This is a genomic window from Pseudomonas sp. NPDC077186, assembly GCF_044543505.1.
In the GTDB taxonomy this organism is placed as follows: domain Bacteria; phylum Pseudomonadota; class Gammaproteobacteria; order Pseudomonadales; family Pseudomonadaceae; genus Aquipseudomonas.
This window is the reverse complement of sequence record NZ_JBITWE010000006.1, coordinates 210,349-230,307: the sequence shown is the minus strand read 5'-3', so window position 1 is coordinate 230,307 and position 19,959 is coordinate 210,349. Positions and strand designations below refer to the sequence as shown.

Below are 19,959 nucleotides of genomic sequence, written 5' to 3'. Positions count from 1 at the left end.
GTTAATCTTCTCTTTAGTATCTTGGTGGCCCGCAAGGAGAGTCCAGAGACTTTTGGCGCCTATGCCGTAACAATAGCACTTTATTCCTTTGTCGTCGGTATTTCTGATGCTGGATTTAAGAACTTTCTATTGTCTAGGCCGGGTGTGGTGGCGGGTAGCGGGGATCTGTACGCTGTAACCTCCTCATTGTCAATTTTATTTATTTCCGCGTTCTTTTTATTATTGACTCTTGGAGGCTACTCCAATGTTACAGTGCATTTGTGGATGGCCATTACGCTGGAGGTACTAGCTTTAAGTGTTCTACATAAGGGGGTTATGTTTGAATATCAGCTTAGCGATAAGCTTTCTGTGTTCTCTATTTTTGATATCTGGGGGAGGCTTGTGTATGGAGGAATAAAGATACTTTCATACTTGTTTTGGGGGGATGTATTGCTCTCTATTTTTGTTTCTGCCTCAATTTTATTTTTATTTTATATGGCCTTAATATATCGCACCTTTGGTCAGAAAGGTTTGCGGGCGTTAAGTGCATCAAGATATTTAGAATCTATGCGGTTGTTTTTCAGAGAGTGGCGAGGGTGGATGCCGTTTGCGCTAGCATTTTTAGCGTTCTATTTACATTTTACATCGAATAGATTGATCGTGTCTTTTTTGTTGGGAGAGGAGGCGCTAGCCGTATTTGCTGCGGCATATTTATTAATTTCCTTGGGGGAGATACCAGTTAGTGTCATATGGGCTTTGTATTTGCCTAAAGTGAGCAGTGGTGGGTATGAAAAAAATATTCATTTATACTTGTTGCTAATGTCAGTGTTTTCAGTGTTTTTAGTGATATGCTATGGGTTTTTTTCTCTGTATATATTCGATAGTGTTTTTCCTGAGTCCTATTCAGGGGCATCTAGTTTTATGTTGGGTATGTCGATATATTTTTTATTCCGCTATCCTAATCTGGTGTTTGAGATCTTTTTTGCGGCAGAAAAGAAATACCTTTTCTTTACAAAGTTTAGGCTCTTTTCTGCCGTTCTCGGTGTGCTTGTAAATGCATTGTTGATACCTATTTATGGAATATGGGTCGCTGTGACATGTGTTGTCCTCTGTGAGGCTTTAATAACTGCTTTTTGCATAGTGAGTAAGTTTAATGCCAAGATTGATAATTGTTGATCCGATACTCCGTGGTAGTAGGCTGCATTATACGCAGCTAGCGGCTAGGGGGTTGGCTGCGGATTATGATGTAATAGTACTTGGTAGGCGCGGCGGGGTGTTTGAGAGGAGCGCAAAGTACTGTGGTATATTTGTTCTGTCTGATGATTTTTGGTACGGCCGCGTCGGTTTCTTTAATTTTCTAAGGCTTGCTAAGTTTTTGATGTCTTTGAGGCGTGCTGAAGGGGATAGATTATATTTTTCAGGGTTAAATGAGTGGATGCCTTGGTTTTCTATCATTTCTCTTATTTTGGCTATCAAAAAAATAAAAACAGTGGCGATTGATTACGAAGGAAAGTATTGGACTGATGGCAAAGATAGTGGTCAGCGACAAATACTAGGAAGGCTTTCGCGTAAAGTGCTCACTTGGATAAAGGAATTGAAGGTAGGCGTATTAGATGAGCGGCTTTCACTTCATTCTTATTGCAGGACTTTTTTTATTCCGGATCCACCAGTATTCAACAAGAGATACGTGGCGGATAAAGTTAAGGATGTTGGATCTGAAGGGGTAAGGTTTCTTACCTTTGGTGTGCAAAGTGAAAGAAAAGGTATTCGTCTGCTAGAGGAGTTGGTCTCAAAGCATGCAGGTATTCTGATAAAGAATAATATATTTATTAGATGTGTTGGAGCGCTTGGGGATGATGCTTTTGATCTTGAGCCTTCTCTCAGGCTTGCTTCAGGTAATGGGTGTTTCGAGTGGATACCTGAATATATATCTGAAGAGCGTTTGGAGGAGGAGGTTAGTAAGGTTGATTTTATTTTGTTACCCTATCATCCAATGTTTGAAGGTTCCAGTGGAGTTCTTGCTCATGCTTGTTTATGGGGGCGGCCAGTTTTGGCCTCACAGCATGGAGTGGTTGGCTATAGGGTCAAGAAATTCTTTATAGGGGATGTTTTTAATTATGAAATCTCTGGGTTTATTGAAAAGATAGCGGGGATGAATAAAGAATTTGTAAGTTCAGACCGTTATATGCATGGAAGGTCTGAGTTTTTAGGTGAATTCTCTGAGGAAAGGCATTTAAATATTCTTGGTAAGGAGTTAAGTGAGTGGTGAAAAAATGATAGTGGTAACTAACGTCTTCGGGCCTTTAAATAAAGGGGACTGGGAGCTTTTTTCGCGGTTGGTACAGGCTCTTCAAGAGAGACTCCCAGCATATACTCTTGGAGCTATTGCTCGTGATAAAGAGCTTACAGAGAGTTACTTTCCTGACGTACAGATTGGTGAGCAGATAGGGAAAGTGACTAACGCTGGAGCTTTAGGGCGCCTCCAAATAATGTTTTACATTGTTATATCTTTACTTTCGGTAAGGCTTCGCATTTTTGAGTTTTTGCTTCCTGTTCAGCAGCGAAAGTCTTTAGATATGCTTAGGCGGGCGAGTTTAGTTGTAGCATGTCCTGGAGGTTTTCTTGAGGACTCTTCAAAAAGCTATCTTACACATCTTGTTCAACTAATAATTTCTATATGGTTGGGGAAGAAATTAGTATTAGCTCCGATGTCAGTGGGGCCAATTAGTGGCTTTTTTTCAAGGTCGGTACTGAAGTACGTACTGTCTCGCTGTGATAAAATTTATGTTAGGGAGTTGTATAGTAAGGACTTTGTTGAAGGCTTGGGGCTGCAGTGTGTTATTTCTGATGATATTGCTTTTATGCTAATTAATGAAGTCGATACTGACTTGATCGTCGAGAAAAAGTGGATTGCTTGCACAGTAATTGAATGGTCATTCCCTCTTAGTGATGAGAAAGCTTTAGTTAGAGCTAGATATATAGGTGCAATGATTGATTCTCTGAATTACTTACAGGAAAAGTTTGGTTTGGACGTTTACTTTATTCGTCAAGTTCATTCCGATATGCCTGCTATTTTGGAGGTGGCTAAGGGGGTGAAGGGAGGGTATCGCATTGGAGATGAATCCCAAGATCCATTAGGCGTTGTTAGTGTTCTTCGCTCAAGTTGTGTTGTTGTTGCTAGTCGGTTTCATAGCTATATATTCTCGATGGCCGCGAGATGCCCAGGTGTTGCAATTAGTTATTTGCCAAAAACAACTGGCATGTTGAAAATGTATGATTTAGATGATTATTGTTTAGATATTTACACGCTGAACTCTCGCCAGATAATAGCGGCGGTTGAGGCGGTTTATTTAAATGCTGATATCTACAGGGCGAAAATTGATGAGGTAGGGGCTAGGGTGAAGGTCTCTTCATCTGACTTTATTAATTCGTTATCCGCTCTGCTGGAAGGCTAGGGGTGGATAATGGCCACGTCTCAGTCTAGTCAGGATTTCTCACTGATTATCAAGTTTTTGATTTATTGCGCTTCATTTTTTGTACTGACAGCTTTTGTTCCAGTTTGGAATAAATTTGCATTATTGGGCTATTTTTTCTGTCTTCTCATATTGGCTGTTGGAAGCCCTCTTGCTGGTTTTTTGGCTGTTTCTTTTTTCTCTTTATGGATTGGCTTTGTTCGCTGGGAGGATTCAGCGAATTTAATACCTTCAGTCTTTGATAGTCTCTCTGTGATCATTCTTTTGGCTGGGGTGACGTTGTCTTTTATCTTGAAAGGAAAGTCAGTGCCTCGTGGTCTTAAATTCTTTAGAGGTGGCTGGAGTGTATTGGGTTGTCTCTTTTGTATCGCTTTATTAAATGTTCTTCTGGTTGTAGATGTTTTTTTACGCAGTAATAGTTGGCTTGAGCTATTTCTGAAGTGTAGAGAGTACCTAATACCCGCATTGATATTTTTTCCTGCAGTCTATGCATTTAGATTAGGCGGGCGATCTGCAGACTTGTATATTAAAATTATCACGCTGTCTGGCGGAGTGATAGCACTTATTAATCTTTTTCACTATTTTGTCGGGCTGCCAATTTTCATTCCCCGCTTTGTGCCTGTCCACGGTGTTGAGGATGCATACGTGGCTAGAGAGCTTTTGGGATTCTCGTTTTTTCGTATGCATCATATTTTTGGACTTTCTACCCAGGGAGGTGGTGGGGCTATTTATATTGGTATTGCCTTGATCTCATTGGTGCTCTTAATTACAGAAAATAAAAATAAGTTTGTGTGGGGCGCCTCTGCTCTTTTGTCGCTTTTATGTGCAGTTTTGATCGTGTCATTTTCTGCTTTGTTGGTTGTCTGCTTGTTTGTTGTTAGTGCTGCCTCTTTTATTTCTATGCGCCACCCTGTTGCAATGCTTGTTTTATTCCCTACTGTTCTGGTCTTTATTTGGTTGGCTGGTTGGGGGGAATTTATAAGTGCCCAAGGTGAGTTATCATTGTATCAATACATATACTCCTTTACCGATGAACGAATTTTGAAAGACTTGAGTGCATTTTTCTCGTCTGGCTCTGCGATTTTAGGTGATGGATTAGGTTTGAAATCTGGAGGCGGTGTGGGGTTGGCTGATCTACCGAATAGTGATCGCCATGATCAGCTATTTGATCAATGGATTTTTGTGGTTCTTTATCAATTAGGCGTTGTGGCTTTTCTGTGCGTGTTAGTAAGTTACTGCTTTGTTTTTTCTTATTTTTTTAGAGTGCTAGGTGTGAGGCGGGTGGAGTGGCGTACTCCATGTTGCTTTTATATCTTGCTTTTGGTTTGTGTTGCGTTTGTTCATGGTGCGGCGCCGATTGAGAGACTGTTCTCGCCAATGTTTTATACTGTTTTAGCATACTGTTTTTCTGTTTCGACTATGCAAGGTAGTCACAATGTGGTTCGTGAGGAATAATGATGAAGGTTCTGCTCGTAGGCCCGGTACCGAGGGTGGTCACTGGTCAATCTAAGGCATTTATGGCAGTTGTGCGAGGTCTTCCTAGTGGGAGGTTATTGGACTTTGGTACTGGCCTGAGATCGCTCTCTTTCTTTTTTAGAGCTCTGGTTGAATTTGTTTTATATCGCCCGGATGTGGTTTATTTTACAACTAGTAGAACTCTTCTGGGTTTTGCGCGGGATCTATGGATCGTTCTGTTGGCTGGTTTCTTTGGGCGAGGGCGATTGGTGAATCATCTTCATGGGGCTGATTTTTTAAGTTTCAGGGAAAGGATGCCTACCCCCTTGCAGTGGTTAATAGATAAAATTTACTCGCGTATCAATTGCTCTATTGTTCTGGCTCATGAAATGAAAGAGCAGTATAGTCGGTATGCTGATATGGATGTTAGAGTTGTGCCTAATTTTTTTGAGCCTGCTGAAGTTTATTCTGGGGTGGGGGCGAAGCGTAAGGAAATTGGTCGGTGCCTAAATGTTTTATACTTGTCTAATATTATGTGTTCGAAAGGTATCTTGGATTTGATTCAGGCGTGTGAGCTGTATTTTGCAGCTGGACGTTCTGTTAGGTTGAAAATAGCTGGCTTTCCAATTGGGGATCACCTGATGTCGGGCGGTCAGATTGATAGGGAAGTTAACTCCCGGCTAAATGACTTTATTTCTCGTGAGGGCGTTGTCAGCGGTAGGCAGAAGGCTGAGCTTCTTGATTGGGCGCATGTATTGTGTTTGCCAACATACTACCCTACAGAGGCCCAGCCTATTTCGCTGATTGAGGGGTTGGCTGCGGGTTGTTACTTGGTGTCTACTCGGCAGGGCTTTATTGAAAGTATCTATGATGAGCAGGCGGGAAGTTTTGTTGATGCAATGTCTCCAGAGTCTATTTGCTCTGCTCTGATTGAAGTGGCTAATTTAGGCGCCGGCTTCGGGGAGATTTCTATTAAGAATTCAGTTTTGGCGAGAGATAAATTTTCTTTAGAAAGTTATATCGAGTCAATTAAGAAGTGTATTGTGCAGGAGGTGTTATGAATAAGAGAGCTCTTATAACTGGTGTGACAGGGCAGGATGGTTCTTATCTTGCTGAATTTTTGCTAGAAAAAGGCTACGAGGTTCACGGTATAAAACGTCGTGCATCGTCATTTAACACTCAGCGTGTAGATCATATCTATCAGGATCCGCATGTTGATAACCGCAATTTCGTTTTGCATTATGGTGACTTGAGTGATTCTTCCAATCTCACTCGAATCATCCAGGAGATACAACCGGACGAAGTATACAATCTCGGTGCTCAGTCCCATGTGGCCGTAAGCTTCGAGTCGCCGGAATATACGGCGGATGTGGACGCGATGGGTACGCTGCGTATTCTCGAAGCCATTCGCTTGCTCGGTCTGGAAAAGAAGACCCGCTTCTATCAGGCCTCTACTTCTGAGCTTTACGGCTTGGTGCAGGAAATTCCTCAGAGGGAGTCCACGCCCTTCTATCCGCGTTCACCCTATGCGGTTGCCAAGCTCTACGCTTACTGGATCACGGTTAACTACCGCGAAGCCTACGGTATGTATGCCTGTAATGGCATTCTGTTCAACCACGAATCCCCACGTCGTGGTGAAACCTTCGTGACCCGTAAGATTACGCGTGGTCTGGCAAATATCGCGCAAGGTTTAGAGAAGTGCCTGTTCTTGGGTAATATGGATGCCTTGCGTGATTGGGGGCATGCCAAGGACTACGTGCGCATGCAATGGATGATGTTGCAGCAAGAGCAGCCGGAGGACTTCGTTATCGCTACCGGTGTGCAATATTCGGTACGTGAGTTCGTTCGCTGGTCCGCCGCCGAACTGGGCATCGGCCTGCGTTTCGAGGGGGAGGGCGTTGATGAGAAAGCCATCGTCGAGAGTATCAATGGCGATAGCGCACCAGCGCTTAAAGTGGGCGATGTGATCGTTTCCGTCGATCCCCGTTACTTTCGTCCGGCCGAAGTGGAAACTTTGCTCGGCGATCCGTCCAAGGCCAAGAACAAACTGGGTTGGGTTCCGGAGATCACCGTTCAGGAAATGTGCGCGGAGATGGTGCGTGAAGACCTTAAGGTTGCGCAGCGCCATGCCTTGCTCAAGCAACATGGGCATGAAATTCCCGTGGCGGTGGAGAACTGATTGTGGCGAGTGAACTGAACCAGCCTGTTTTCGTTGCGGGCCATCGGGGGATGGTCGGCTCCGCCATCGTTCGTCGCCTTCGCGCTTTGGGCTACGCCAATATCCTCACGGCTGGTCGTGACGAACTTGACCTGCTGGATCAGCGAGCGGTGCGGGCTTTCTTCGAGGTGAATCAGATCGCCCAGGTGTATCTGGCTGCGGCCAAGGTCGGGGGGATTCATGCCAACAACACCTACCCGGCTGATTTCATTTACGAGAATCTGATGATCGAGGCCAATATCATCCATGCCGCACATCAGAGCGGAGTACAGAGGCTGCTGTTTCTTGGCTCCTCGTGTATCTACCCCAAGCACGCGGAGCAGCCGATGAAGGAGGAGTCACTCCTCACCGGTACGCTGGAGCCGACCAATGAGCCTTACGCGATCGCCAAGATCGCGGGGATCAAGCTGTGCGAAAGCTACAATCGGCAGCATGGTCGCGATTATCGCAGTGTGATGCCTACTAATCTCTATGGCCCCCATGACAACTTCCACCCGGAAAACAGCCATGTGATTCCTGCGTTGCTGCGTCGCTTCCATGAGGCGGTACAGCGTAGGGATGAAGAGGTGGTGATTTGGGGGAGCGGTACGCCCATGCGTGAGTTTCTGCATGTCGATGATATGGCGGCTGCCAGTATCCACGTTATGCAGCTCGATGAGGTGACCTATCAGACCCACACCCAGCCTATGCTCTCGCATATCAATGTAGGCACGGGGAAGGATTGCACTATCCGGGAGTTGGCGGAAACCGTGGCCAGGGTCACAGGTTTCAAGGGTAACCTGAGCTTCGATAGCAGCAAGCCCGACGGCACCCCGCGTAAGTTGATGGATGTGTCCCGGTTGAAAGCATTGGGTTGGGAAGCGTCAATTATCCTGGAAGAGGGGCTGAGTGACGCTTATCAGTGGTTCCTTGACCATCAAGAGCATTTTCGGGGGCAGGCCTAGTGTTTCTTGACCAAGCGACTTTCCGCACGGTGGTTGCGGCAACTCCACTGGTCTCCATCGATCTGATGGTGCAAAACGCTGAAGGAAAAATCCTGCTCGGTCAGCGTCTGAATCGGCCTGCCCAGGGCTTTTGGTTCGTACCGGGCGGTCGGATTCTTAAAAATGAGACCCTGGATCTAGCCTTTGAGCGGTTGACTCGGGTGGAGCTTGGCAACTGTTTTTCACGTAGCGAAGCCACTTTTATGGGGGTGTATGAGCACCTTTATGTCGACAGCGTATTTGGAGCGAACCCCGACACTCACTATGTGGTATTGGGCTACTGTTTGCTGTTGCCAGCTGATGCGCAGCTTCGGTTGCCTCAAACCCAGCATGGGCACTTCCGTTGGTGGTCACTAGATGAAATACGCTCGAGTGAAGAAGTGCATGAAAACACTCGTACCTATTTGCCAGCTCTGCCGCAAGCGGATGGTTTGAGTAAGAGGTAATGACGATGCTGCTTCCTGTGATTATGGCCGGCGGGGCCGGCTCCCGCTTATGGCCCCTGTCCCGGCAATTGAACCCCAAGCAGTTCTTGGCGCTGGCTGATAACGTCACCATGCTTCAGGCCACGATTGCACGTCTTGAAGGTGTGGTTCATGCTATGCCTTGCTTGATTTGTAACGAACAACATCGTTTTCTGGCGGCTGAACAACTACGCCAGATGGGGCTCGAGGAGGCGCAGATTCTGCTGGAGCCCGAAGGACGTAATACCGCACCAGCGATTGCCTTGGCGGCCCTGAACGCTACGGCGCAAGGTGATGACCCGATTCTGCTGGTACTTGCGGCGGATCATCTGATCCGCGATGTGCCAGCTTTTCATGCCGCAGTCCAGGCTGCCCTTCCGCTTGCAGAAGCAGGCAAACTGGTTACGTTTGGTATTGTACCGATACATCCGGAAACCGGCTATGGATATATCCAGCGTGGGGCCAGTCTGGATACGCACAGTTATACTGTTGCCCGCTTTGTCGAAAAACCGGATTTTGAAACTGCCAAGGAGTATGTCGACAGTGGCGAGTATTTCTGGAATAGCGGCATGTTTATGTTCCGCGCCAGCCGCTACCTGGATGAACTCAAGCATTTTCAGCCCGTTATGTTCGAGGCGTGCCGCGAGGCTTTGGTCAGGGGGGAGCAAGATATGCATTTTGTTCGTGTTGACCGTGAAGCCTTTGCTGCATGCCCGCAAGACTCCATCGACTACGCCGTGATTGAACAAACCGAAAGTGCAGCCATGGTTGTGCTCGATGCTGGCTGGAGCGATATAGGATCCTGGTCGGCTCTGTGGGATGTAAGTGACAAGGACGGATATGGAAATGTGTTGAGGGGTGATGTGCTCTTTGAGAGAACTCAGAACTCTCTGGTGTTTGCCGAGAATCGTCTTGTGGCCACGGTTGGCGTAGATAATTTGATTGTAGTTGAAACCAAGGATGCGGTGCTAGTAGCCCACAAGGATGCGGTGCAAGACGTCAAGAAGATTGTTGAGCAAATCAAGATGCAAGGACGTAATGAGCACTTCAACCACCGTGAAGTGTATCGCCCTTGGGGTGTCTATGACTCCATCGATAATGGCGGCCGCTATCAGGTCAAGCGAATTACCGTAAGGCCAGGGGCTAAGTTGTCCGTGCAGATGCACCACCACCGTGCGGAACATTGGATCGTGGTGAGTGGTACTGCAAAAGTAACCAATGGTGAAAAGACGTATCTCGTAACGGAAAACCAATCGACATTTATCCCAATTGGCCAAGTGCACGCTTTGGAAAATCCTGGCGTGATTCCGCTAGAGTTGATCGAGGTACAGTCTGGCTCGTATCTGGGTGAAGACGACATTGTGCGATTTGAAGATCGCTACGGACGCACGTAGTGTTGATCGCTTTGGATGAGAGATAATTTTGAAGATTTCTATTGTCACTGTTTGCTATAACAGTGAGGCCACTATTCGTGAAACTATCGAGTCGGTTCTCTCGCAGAGCTATTCGAATATCGAATATATCGTCGTAGATGGCGCCTCAAAAGACGGCACCATGACGATTGTAAATGAGTATAAGGATCGTATCGCCAAGATTGTCAGTGAGCCAGATAAGGGTATCTATGACGCCATGAATAAAGGTGTCGGGCTGGCGAGCGGGGATTTTGTAGGAATTCTTAACTCAGACGATATTTTTGCCAGTGCGAATGCGATAACTGATTTGACTGAGTTTCTTTCGCTGAACCCGCAGTTTGATGGTGCGTACGCTGATTTGGTTTTTGTCCAGCGTGAGCATACTGGCAATGTTACGCGTACTTATTCGTCGAGAAATTTTTCTCCTTGGAAGATTCGTTTCGGTTTTATGTGTCCGCACCCTACGTTTTATGTGAAACGTAGATTTTTTGATGAGTTGGGCTTCTACAGGCTCGGCTACCGTGTTTCGGCCGATTTTGAATTGATGACCCGGTTCATGCGAAGTGGTGTAAAGCTCGGTAGAAACCCGCATGTGATGGTGAAGATGCGAGAGGGGGGGATTAGTACAACTGGATTTTGGTGGCGTATTCATCAAAATATGGAGATTGTACGGGCCTGTAAGGAAAATGGGATATACACCAATATTTTTATGGTGGCCCTGAAGGTTCCTTTTAAATTGATTGGCTATCTCAAAAGGTAAATGGATATGCAGACCTTGCTGCTGACAGGAGGGACTGGGTTTATTGGGCAGGCATTGATAAAGCGCTTGCTGAGAGATGGCTGCTATCAACCTGTCGCGGCTGTACGTCGGCCTCCTGCTGATGTCCCTTCTGGGGCGCATAGTGTCCAGGTTGATGAGCTTTCTGAAAATACCGACTGGGCTGCGGCGCTTGTTGGCGCTAAGGTCGTTATTCATGCGGCTGCTCGAGCTCATGTGCTGAATGAAACTGCTGATGACCCGCTTGCTGAGTTTCGCGCTGTGAATGTTAGTGGGACATTGGCGCTGGCTCAGCAAGCCGCACAGGCAGGTGTTAAACGATTTATTTTTATTAGCTCAATCGGCGTGAATGGTAATCAGAGTTCACATCCGTTTACTGTGGATGATCTACCAAACCCCACAGAGCCTTATGCGGTCTCCAAATACGAGGCTGAACTGGGTTTAAGCCAATTGTCGGCGAAGACCGGTATGGAGGTGGTGATTATTCGACCTCCATTGGTTTACGGTCCCAATGCTCCAGGCAATTTTGGTCGATTGATAAAAGCTGTTAGTAAGGGACTGCCGCTGCCCTTGGGGGCCATTCGTAACCAGCGCAGCCTGGTGGCCTTGGACAATCTGGTCGACCTGATCGTGACCTGCATCGATCATCCTGCCGCGGCGAATCAGACCTTTCTGGTCAGCGATGGCGAGGACCTTTCGACCACCGAGTTGTTGCGTAGGATGGCCGCAGCCTTGGGCAAACCGGCGCGCTTGTTGCCGGTGCCGAGTTGGCTGCTGGAAACGGCGGCGACGATGCTGGGCAAGCAGGCGCTTTCCCAACGGCTGTGCGGCTCGCTGCAGGTCGATATCGGCAAGACCCGTGAATTATTGGACTGGACACCGCCGGTCAGCGTCGACGAGGCGCTGCGTAAGACGGCCAAGCATTTTCTGGAACAGCAGAGCAAATGACTATCTGGTGGTTGCTGCCGGCCGTGGCCGGCGTTTCGCTTGTTATGACCGGCGCATTGCGCCGTTACGCCTTGAGCCGCAGCCTGATGGACATCCCCAACGCGCGCAGTTCGCATTCGGTGCCGACGCCGCGTGGCGGCGGGGTGGCTATTGTGTTGGCCTTCCTGGCAGCTTTACCGATTTTGGCCTTGGCCGATCTGTTGCATTGGACCGTGATGTGGGCGCTGTTAGGGGCCGGGGCTGGGGTGGCTGTGATCGGTTTTCTCGATGACCACGGTCATATCGCTGCGCGTTGGCGGTTATTGGGGCATTTCGTCGGGGCCATTTGGGCCTTGTTCTGGCTGGGCGGGCTGCCGCCGCTGAGCCTGTTCGGCATAAGCTTCGATCTGGGTTGGCTGGGGCATGCCTTGGCCGCGCTCTACCTGGTTTGGTTACTCAATCTCTACAACTTTATGGACGGTATCGACGGTATCGCCAGTTTAGAGGCCATCTGCGTATGTATCGGCGGCGCTTTGCTCTTCGTCTTATCCGGGCATGCGGGCGAAGCGGCCTTGCCGTTGCTGATGGCGGCGGCTGTAGCTGGCTTTCTGTTCTGGAACTTTCCACCCGCACGCATTTTCATGGGGGATGCCGGTAGTGGCTTTCTGGGCGTTTCCCTGGGCATTTTGTCGCTTCAAGCGGCTTGGGTGGCGCCCCAGTTGTTGTGGAGTTGGCTGATTTTGCTCGGCGTGTTCGTGGTGGATGCGACCTTCACCCTGTTGCGGCGTTTATTGCGCGGCGACAAGGTTTATGAGGCGCATCGCAGTCATGCTTATCAATATGCCTCACGCCGGTTTGGTCGACATTTGCCCGTAACCCTGGCCGTCGGTGCGATCAATCTGCTGTGGTTGCTACCCATTGCCCTGTGGGTTGGCGCGGGAGGGCTTGATGGGGGGCTGGGCGTAGTACTGGCCTATACACCCCTATTGGCCTTGGCCGTCAGGTTTCGGGCTGGCGAACTGGAGCGTAAATGAACTCGGAGCGTACTTTACTGGTGCTGGGGGCTGGCGGTCATGGTCAGGCGGTTGCCGAGGCGGCATTGCTATCCGGTGATTGGCAGCGTGTGTTGTTCGTGGATGATCGCTGGCCGCAATTGACGGAGTCGTCTGGCATTGCGGTAGTCGGCAATCTGCAGTCTGTGGCCGCCTTCTCATGCGAGGTCGATGCCGGGATCGCGGCCGTGGGCAACAATGCGCTGCGCCAGCGCTGGCAGGAGGCGCTCACTGCTGCACAGATCCCGCTGGGGCGTGTGGTGCACCCGCGAGCTTGGATTAGCCCTAGGGCTGAAGTTGGGGCTGGTTGTGCCGTTATGGCCATGGCCGTGGTCGGCACCAATGCGCATCTCGGAGACGGTGTTATCGTGAACGCTGGTGCTATTGTCGATCACGATGCGGTGGTGGCGGATTTCGCGCATCTGGGCGTCGGCGTCAGTTTGGCTGGCGGAGTGCGGGTAGGGGCTGCGGCTTGGTTACAGGCCGGCTGCAATGCAGGTTACGGGGTTGTGGTTGAGCGTGGTGTCGTTGTTCTTCCCGGCACTGCCCTGACTTCCATGGAGTAAGGAACGGATATGGTTTGGCATCGGGTTGATCAATTTCGTCAGCAGCTGTTGCGCTTGCCCCGGCGGAAAAAGCGCGTGCTGCAGGTGGTTGTCGATGTAGTTTTGGTCTGGATCGCCCTGTGGCTTGCCTTTGTTGTGCGCTTGGGCGACTTCGGTGCCGTGCATCCCTTTGCCGGGCATGGCTGGTTGTTCATCAGTGCACCGCTGATTGCACTGCCTTTGTTCATTCGCTTTGGCATGTACCGGGCCGTGATGCGCTATCTGGGTAACGATGCGCTGGTTGCTATTGCCAAGGCTGTTTCGCTTTCGGCCCTTATATTGGCCTTGGTGGTGTACTGGTACCGGGAAAGCCCTATAGCGATACCGCGCTCGATGGTCTTCAACTACTGGTGGTTGAGCCTCGTCCTGCTGGGTGGCCTGCGTCTGATGATGCGGCAGTTCTTTATGGGCGACTGGTTCGATCCCAATGTGAGAACGAATGTTGCCCGCGGTGATGGTCGTGTGCGCGTGGCTATCTATGGCGCTGGCGCGGCAGGTAATCAGTTGGTCGCCGCTCTGCGGATGGGGCGCTCCATGTTGCCGGTAGCTTTTATCGACGATGATTCTTCGATTGCCGGCCGGATCATCGCCGGTCTGCGAGTGTACAAGCCCAAGCATATCCAGCAGATGATCGACGAAACCGGGGCCGAAGAGGTGTTGCTGGCTATCCCTTCGGCCTCGCGTGGTCGCCGCCGGGAGATGTTGGGCATGCTGGAAGCTTACCCGTTGCACGTCCGTTCGGTGCCGGGATTCATGGATTTGGCCAGTGGCAAGGTCAAGGTCGATGATCTGCAAGAGGTGGATATCGCCGACTTGCTCGGCCGTGATGCAGTACCGCCACAGCAGGAGTTGTTCGAGCGCTGCATCAAGGGGCAATCGGTACTGGTGACTGGCGCGGGCGGTTCGATCGGTTCGGAACTGTGCCGGCAGATTCTGTCCTCTGGCGCCCGGGTTCTGATCCTATTCGAGCACTCCGAGTTCAACCTCTACAACATTCATCGCGAGTTGGAGCGGCGCATCGTGCGTGAGTCGCTGAGCATTCAGCTGGTGCCGATACTCGGCTCGATTCGCAACCCGGTGCGACTGCAGGATGTATTGCGCACCTGGCAGGTCAATACCGTTTATCACGCCGCTGCCTATAAGCATGTGCCGATGGTCGAGCACAATATCGCCGAAGGGGTGCTGAACAACCTGTTGGGTACGTTGTATACCGCACAGGCGGCAATCAAGGCTGGTGTGGCGAATTTTGTCCTGATCTCAACGGACAAAGCGGTGCGTCCGACCAATGTGATGGGGAGCACCAAGCGACTGGCGGAGATGGTCTTGCAGGCCCTGAGTCGCGAGGCCGCGCCTGCGCTGTTCGGCGACGCAGGTGTGCATCAGGTCAACAAGACTCGTTTCACCATGGTGCGCTTTGGTAATGTCCTGGGATCATCGGGCTCTGTGATCCCCTTGTTTCGTGAGCAGATCAAACGCGGCGGCCCGGTCACGGTGACCCACCCGAACATCACCCGCTACTTCATGACTATCCCCGAGGCTGCGCAGTTGGTGATTCAGGCAGGCTCGATGGGGAAGGGCGGCGATGTCTTTGTGCTCGACATGGGGTCACCGGTCAAGATCGTCGATCTGGCGGAGAAGATGATCAGGCTGTCCGGTCTCAGCGTGTGCTCTGAGTCCAATCCGCATGGGGACATTGCCATCGAGTTCTCCGGTTTGCGTCCTGGTGAAAAGCTCTACGAGGAGTTGCTGATCGGCGATAACGTGCAACCGACCGAGCATCCCATGATTATGCGGGCTAATGAGGAATACCTTGCTTGGGACGTGTTCAAGGAGCGTCTTGCTTCCTTGCTTACTGCGGTTGAAGCAGATGATTTTGTGCGAGTTCGGCAGTTGCTGCGCGAAACCGTGAGCGGGTATGTGCCGGACGGTGAAATTGTCGATCACATTTACATCCAGCGTCGAACCGATGCATGAGAGGTAGTTTGACAATCTGAGAGTAGCGTCTAATTTTTCTTTCGTGGAGCTTGGAAGTCCCACTGGATAAACTCACGACAAGGAAAGCACATCATGCTGAAAGCCCGTCTTTCTTCCCTGCTGTTTGCTGTTCTCGCTTCTCTCTCCCTGGCTGCCGTGGCCGCCGAAACGCCGCAAACCGAAAGCGCCAAGCCGGTCGCCGTGCAGGTGGCGCAGGTGGCCGTGGTCAACCTGAATACCGCCGATGCGGATACCCTGCAGCGCGAGCTGGCGGGTATCGGCGAGACCAAGGCCAAGGCGATCGTGGCGTACCGCGAGGAGCACGGTAACTTCGCCTCGGTCGACGAGTTGCTGGAGGTCAAGGGTATTGGCCAGGCGACGCTGGAGAAGAATCGCGACAAGTTGAGTGTGAACTGACGCCTGGCGGCGTTGCCATTTGGGCCGGTCTTTGACCGGCCTTTTTGCTTTTATGGGGGCTAGCTTGTCGGCGCGGGGCCTGGGGGGCTTGAGCGCTGCTGGTGCGCACGGCGCACCCTACGTAGGGTGTCCACAGGCAATAAAATGGTATGTCCCAATTGCGTGTTGCGCAGCGATAAACCGTAGGTTGGGTTGAGGAGCGCAGCACCGAAGCCCAACGAGACATGCCAATGCCTGTTGGGCTTCGCTGCGCTCAGCTCCAACCTACCCATTCATGCAACACCTAACGGGTACATAGCCATAAAAAACCCAGCGGTTAGGCTGGGTTCTCGAATTTGGCTCCGCAACCTGGACTCGACGGCGCCAGCCGAACGCGCTTCAACGCGGCCCCGAAGGGGTGAGCGCAGCGAATAACCTGGGACGCAGTCCCTGGTGAGAGTCCGCAGGCAATAAAAAACCCAGCGGTTAGGCTGGGTTCTTGAATTTGGCTCCGCGACCTGGACTCGAACCAGGGACCCAATGATTAACAGTCATTTGCTCTACCGACTGAGCTATCGCGGAACAACGGCGCGTATGTTACTGATTAAAAAAGAGAAGTCAACACTCTGCGGGGACTTCTGTATGGCTGCGAGACGGGCTGTGCAGATGTGCTGATGCCGTGGGAGGGGCTTTAGCCGCGACGGCTGTAACAGATCGCGGCTAAAGCCCCTCCCACAGAGTTACAGCACGGCATGAATCGCGCGGGTGACGCTGTCCAGGTTGCCTTTGTTCAGCGCGGCGACGCAGATGCGACCGGTGCCGACGGCATAGATGCCGAACTCGTTCTTCAGTCGCTCGACCTGCTCCACGGTGAGGCCGGAGTAGGAGAACATGCCGCGTTGCTCGGCGACGAAGCCGAAGTCGCGCTTGGCGCCCAGGGCGGCCAGTTGCTCGACCATGGCCAGGCGCATGCCGCGGATGCGCTCGCGCATTTCGCCCAGCTCGGCCTCCCACATGGCGCGCAGCTCGGGGCTGTTGAGCACGCTGGCGACCACGGTGGCGCCGTGGGTCGGCGGGTTGGAGTAGTTGGTGCGGATCACCCGCTTGAGCTGCGACAGCACGCGGCCGGCTTCTTCCTGGCTGCTGGTGACGATGGACAGCGCGCCGACGCGCTCGCCGTACAGCGAGAAGGACTTGGAGAAGGAGCTGGAAACGAAGAACTCCAGGCCGGATTCGGCGAACAGGCGCACCGCTTCGGCGTCCTGCTCGATACCGTCGCCGAAGCCCTGGTAGGCGATGTCGAGGAAGGGCACGTGCTCGCGCTCGCGCAGCACGTCCAGCACGGCTTTCCAGTCGTCCAGCTGCAGGTCGACGCCGGTCGGGTTGTGGCAGCAGGCGTGCAGCACGACGATGGAGCGCGCCGGCAGGTTGCGCAGGTCCTCGAGCAGGCCGCCGCGGTTGACGCCGTTGCTGAAGGCGTCGTAGTAGCGGTAGTTCTGCACCGGAAAACCGGCGGATTCGAACAGCGCTCGGTGGTTCTCCCAGCTCGGGTCGCTGATGGCCACGGTGGCGTCAGGCAGCAGGCGCTTGAGGAAGTCGGCGCCGATCTTCAGTGCGCCGGTGCCGCCGAGGGCCTGGGTGGTGATCACGCGGCCGCCTTCGAGCAGGGCGGAATTGGCGCCGAACAACAGTTTCTGCACCGCCTGGTCGTAGGCGGCGATGCCTTCGATCGGCAGGTAGCCGCGCGGTGCGTGGGCCTCGATGCGCGCCTTCTCGGCCGCGGCTACGGCGCGAAGCAGCGGAATTCGCCCCTCCTCGTTGTAGTAGACGCCCACACCGAGGTTGACCTTGGTGGTGCGGGGGTCAGCGTTGAATGCTTCGTTGAGGCCCAGGATGGGATCGCGCGGAGCCATTTCGACGGCGGAGAAGAGACTCATGATGGATGCGGCAGCTCGAAGGTGAGGGTGGGAGGCCAGGCGACCCCGGAAACTCGCGCTAGGGGGTCGCGTAAACGGGGCGCTAGTATAGCGACCCTGAGTCTGGGGGGCGACAGCGCAAACGCCTGAATTAAGGGCTTTCGCCAGGTAATTCGAGCGGGTTTGTCCATCGCCCGCAGTTAGCAGCTTTGACGTAGTCTGTCGGGGCGCGTCACAGCCGTTTGTCGAGGTCAGTCATGACGGAATTTCAACTGGTAACCCGTTTCAAGCCGGCCGGCGATCAGCCGGAGGCGATCCGGCAGATGGTCGAGGGCCTGGAGGCGGGCCTGTCGCACCAGACCCTGCTCGGCGTGACCGGTTCGGGCAAGACCTTCTCCATTGCCAACGTGATCGCCCAGGTGCAGCGCCCGACCCTGGTGCTGGCGCCGAACAAGACCCTGGCCGCGCAGCTTTACGGCGAGTTCAAGGCGTTCTTCCCGCACAATGCGGTGGAGTATTTCGTCTCCTACTACGACTACTACCAGCCGGAAGCCTATGTGCCGTCGTCCGACACCTTCATCGAGAAGGATGCCTCGATCAACGACCATATCGAGCAGATGCGCCTGTCGGCGACCAAGGCGCTGATCGAGCGGCCGGACGTGATAGTGGTCTGCACCGTCTCCTCGATCTACGGTCTGGGCAGCCCCGAGGAGTACCTGAAGATGGTGCTGCACCTCGACCGCGGCGACAAAATGGATCAGCGCGACCTGCTGCGCCGCCTGGCCGAGCTGCAGTACACGCGCAACGACCTGGATTTCGCCCGCGCCAGCTTCCGCGTGCGCGGCGACGTGATCGACGTGTTCCCCGCCGAATCCGAGCTGGAGGCGATCCGCGTCGAGCTGTTCGACGACGAGGTGGAAAGCATCAGCGCCTTCGACCCGCTGACCGGCGAGGTGATCAAGAAGCTGCCGCGCTTCACCTTCTACCCCAAGAGCCACTACGTCACCCCGCGCGAGACGCTGCTCGGCGCGGTGGAGAACATCAAGGTCGAGCTCAAGCAGCGCCTCGACTACCTGCGCGGCGCGGGCAGGCTGGTGGAGGCGCAGCGCCTGGAGCAGCGCACCCGTTTCGATCTGGAGATGATCCTCGAGCTGGGCTACTGCAACGGCATCGAGAACTACTCGCGCTACCTCTCCGGGCGCGGTCCCGGCGAGCCGCCGCCGACCCTGTACGACTACCTGCCGGACCAGGCGCTGCTGGTGATCGACGAGTCCCACGTCTCGGTGCCGCAGGTCGGCGCCATGTACAAGGGCGACCGTTCGCGCAAGGAAACCCTGGTGGAGTACGGTTTCCGCCTGCCGTCGGCGCTGGACAACCGGCCGATGCGCTTCGAGGAGTGGGAGGCGGCCAGCCCGCAGACCATCTTCGTTTCGGCCACGCCCGGGCCCTACGAGGCCGAGCATGCCGGGCGGGTGGTCGAGCAGGTGGTGCGCCCCACCGGTCTGGTCGACCCCGAGGTGGAGGTGCGCCCGGCGCGCACCCAGGTCGACGACCTGCTCTCGGAGATCCGCCTGCGCGTGGCGGCCGAGGAGCGGGTGCTGGTCACCACCCTGACCAAGCGCATGGCCGAGGACCTCACCGACTACCTGGGCGACCACGACGTCAAGGTGCGCTACCTGCACTCGGACATCGACACCGTGGAGCGGGTGGAGATCATCCGCGACCTGCGTCTCGGCGCCTTCGACGTGCTGGTCGGCATCAACCTGCTGCGCGAGGGCTTGGACATGCCCGAGGTGGCGCTGGTGGCGATTCTCGATGCGGACAAGGAGGGCTTCCTGCGCAGCGAGCGCTCGCTGATCCAGACCATCGGCCGCGCCGCGCGCAACCTCAACGGCAAGGCGATCCTCTATGCCGACCGCATCACCGGCTCGATGGAGCGCGCCATCGGCGAGACCGAGCGGCGCCGCGACAAGCAGATCGCCTTCAACGCCGCCCACGGCATCGTGCCCAAGGGGGTGAGGAAGGACGTCCAGGACATTCTCGAAGGCGCCACCGTGCCCGGCGCGCGCAGCAACAAGCGCAAGGGCATGGCCAAGGCGGCGGAGGAGAGCGCCCGTTACGAGAGCGAACTGCGTTCGCCGAGCGAGATCGCCAAGCGCATCCGCCAGCTGGAAGAGAAGATGTACCAGCTGGCCCGCGACCTGGAATTCGAGGCCGCGGCGCAGCTGCGCGACGAGATCCACAAGCTGCGCGAGCGCCTGCTGCAGGTGTAGGGGGGGGGGCTGCCGTGGGAGGGGCTTTAGCCGCGAAAATGCATCGCCCCGATC

17 protein-coding genes and 1 tRNA gene are annotated in these 19,959 nt (G+C 53.2%); 16 read left to right on the top strand and 2 right to left on the bottom strand.

Annotated features, from left to right (window positions below; translation table 11 throughout):
• Window positions 1-24: 24 nt before the first annotated feature.
• The 15 genes from ACIGKL_RS21650 (at window position 25) to ACIGKL_RS21580 (ending at window position 15,737) form a co-directional block, all read left to right on the top strand.
• Entirely contained in the window at window positions 25-1,155 is a 1,131-nt protein-coding gene (locus tag ACIGKL_RS21650; RefSeq protein WP_397488491.1) for a hypothetical protein, read from the top strand.
• Complete coding sequence (locus ACIGKL_RS21645) at window positions 1,133-2,248, top strand: hypothetical protein (RefSeq protein ID WP_397488490.1); 1,116 nt, start codon at window positions 1,133-1,135, stop codon at window positions 2,246-2,248. Before ACIGKL_RS21650 ends, ACIGKL_RS21645 begins: the two co-directional genes overlap by 23 nt.
• The gene (locus ACIGKL_RS21640; RefSeq protein WP_397488488.1) at window positions 2,238-3,434 is read left to right on the top strand and encodes a polysaccharide pyruvyl transferase family protein; all 1,197 of its coding nucleotides are present in this window, start codon (window positions 2,238-2,240) and stop codon (window positions 3,432-3,434) included. The genes ACIGKL_RS21645 and ACIGKL_RS21640 overlap by 11 nt, the downstream gene beginning before the upstream one ends.
• A gap of 9 nt (window positions 3,435-3,443) precedes the next feature.
• Complete coding sequence (locus tag ACIGKL_RS21635; protein ID WP_397488487.1) at window positions 3,444-4,907, top strand: hypothetical protein; 1,464 nt, start codon at window positions 3,444-3,446, stop codon at window positions 4,905-4,907.
• Window positions 4,908-4,909: 2 nt separating this feature from the next.
• Window positions 4,910-5,968 (top strand): glycosyltransferase family 4 protein, encoded by a 1,059-nt coding sequence (locus tag ACIGKL_RS21630; RefSeq protein WP_397488486.1) that lies wholly within the window; start codon window positions 4,910-4,912, stop codon window positions 5,966-5,968.
• Window positions 5,965-7,086, top strand: a complete 1,122-nt coding sequence (gene gmd, locus ACIGKL_RS21625; RefSeq protein WP_397488485.1) for a GDP-mannose 4,6-dehydratase — start codon at window positions 5,965-5,967, stop codon at window positions 7,084-7,086. Before ACIGKL_RS21630 ends, gmd begins: the two co-directional genes overlap by 4 nt.
• Window positions 7,087-7,088: 2 nt before the next feature.
• Window positions 7,089-8,069, top strand: a complete 981-nt coding sequence (locus ACIGKL_RS21620; protein ID WP_397488483.1) for a GDP-L-fucose synthase family protein — start codon at window positions 7,089-7,091, stop codon at window positions 8,067-8,069.
• Window positions 8,069-8,554 carry a GDP-mannose mannosyl hydrolase gene (locus ACIGKL_RS21615; protein WP_397488482.1) on the top strand — a complete coding sequence of 162 codons (486 nt, stop codon included), beginning with the start codon at window positions 8,069-8,071 and terminating at the stop codon, window positions 8,552-8,554. The genes ACIGKL_RS21620 and ACIGKL_RS21615 overlap by 1 nt, the downstream gene beginning before the upstream one ends.
• Before the next feature lie 5 nt (window positions 8,555-8,559).
• Entirely contained in the window at window positions 8,560-9,966 is a 1,407-nt protein-coding gene (locus ACIGKL_RS21610) for a mannose-1-phosphate guanylyltransferase/mannose-6-phosphate isomerase (protein ID WP_397488544.1), read from the top strand.
• 28 nt (window positions 9,967-9,994) lie between these two features.
• Window positions 9,995-10,744, top strand: coding sequence for a glycosyltransferase family 2 protein (locus ACIGKL_RS21605; RefSeq protein ID WP_397488481.1), 750 nt, complete (start codon window positions 9,995-9,997; stop codon window positions 10,742-10,744).
• 6 nt (window positions 10,745-10,750) lie between these two features.
• A complete protein-coding gene (locus ACIGKL_RS21600; RefSeq protein ID WP_397488480.1) occupies window positions 10,751-11,710 on the top strand; it encodes a UDP-glucose 4-epimerase family protein in 960 nt (319 codons plus the stop codon).
• Window positions 11,707-12,723, top strand: coding sequence for a glycosyltransferase family 4 protein (locus tag ACIGKL_RS21595; protein WP_397488478.1), 1,017 nt, complete (start codon window positions 11,707-11,709; stop codon window positions 12,721-12,723). The genes ACIGKL_RS21600 and ACIGKL_RS21595 overlap by 4 nt, the downstream gene beginning before the upstream one ends.
• A complete protein-coding gene (locus tag ACIGKL_RS21590) occupies window positions 12,720-13,307 on the top strand; it encodes an acetyltransferase (protein ID WP_397488477.1) in 588 nt (195 codons plus the stop codon). Before ACIGKL_RS21595 ends, ACIGKL_RS21590 begins: the two co-directional genes overlap by 4 nt.
• A 9-nt stretch (window positions 13,308-13,316) precedes the next feature.
• Window positions 13,317-15,320 carry a polysaccharide biosynthesis protein gene (locus ACIGKL_RS21585; RefSeq protein WP_397488476.1) on the top strand — a complete coding sequence of 668 codons (2,004 nt, stop codon included), beginning with the start codon at window positions 13,317-13,319 and terminating at the stop codon, window positions 15,318-15,320.
• Window positions 15,321-15,413: 93 nt separating this feature from the next.
• The gene (locus tag ACIGKL_RS21580) at window positions 15,414-15,737 is read left to right on the top strand and encodes a ComEA family DNA-binding protein (RefSeq protein WP_397488474.1); all 324 of its coding nucleotides are present in this window, start codon (window positions 15,414-15,416) and stop codon (window positions 15,735-15,737) included.
• 485 nt (window positions 15,738-16,222) lie between these two features.
• Here the strand turns inward: ACIGKL_RS21580 and ACIGKL_RS21575 are convergent.
• Both ACIGKL_RS21575 and ACIGKL_RS21570 read right to left on the bottom strand, forming a co-directional pair.
• Window positions 16,223-16,298, bottom strand: a tRNA-Asn gene (locus ACIGKL_RS21575).
• Between the two features lie 158 nt (window positions 16,299-16,456).
• Window positions 16,457-17,653, bottom strand: a complete 1,197-nt coding sequence (locus ACIGKL_RS21570; RefSeq protein ID WP_397488473.1) for an amino acid aminotransferase — start codon at window positions 17,651-17,653, stop codon at window positions 16,457-16,459.
• Window positions 17,654-17,889: 236 nt separating this feature from the next.
• Here ACIGKL_RS21570 and uvrB point away from each other — a divergent pair, with 236 nt between their 5' ends.
• Window positions 17,890-19,905, top strand: coding sequence for an excinuclease ABC subunit UvrB (gene uvrB / locus ACIGKL_RS21565; protein WP_397488472.1), 2,016 nt, complete (start codon window positions 17,890-17,892; stop codon window positions 19,903-19,905).
• The last annotated feature ends 54 nt before the right edge of the window (window positions 19,906-19,959 follow it).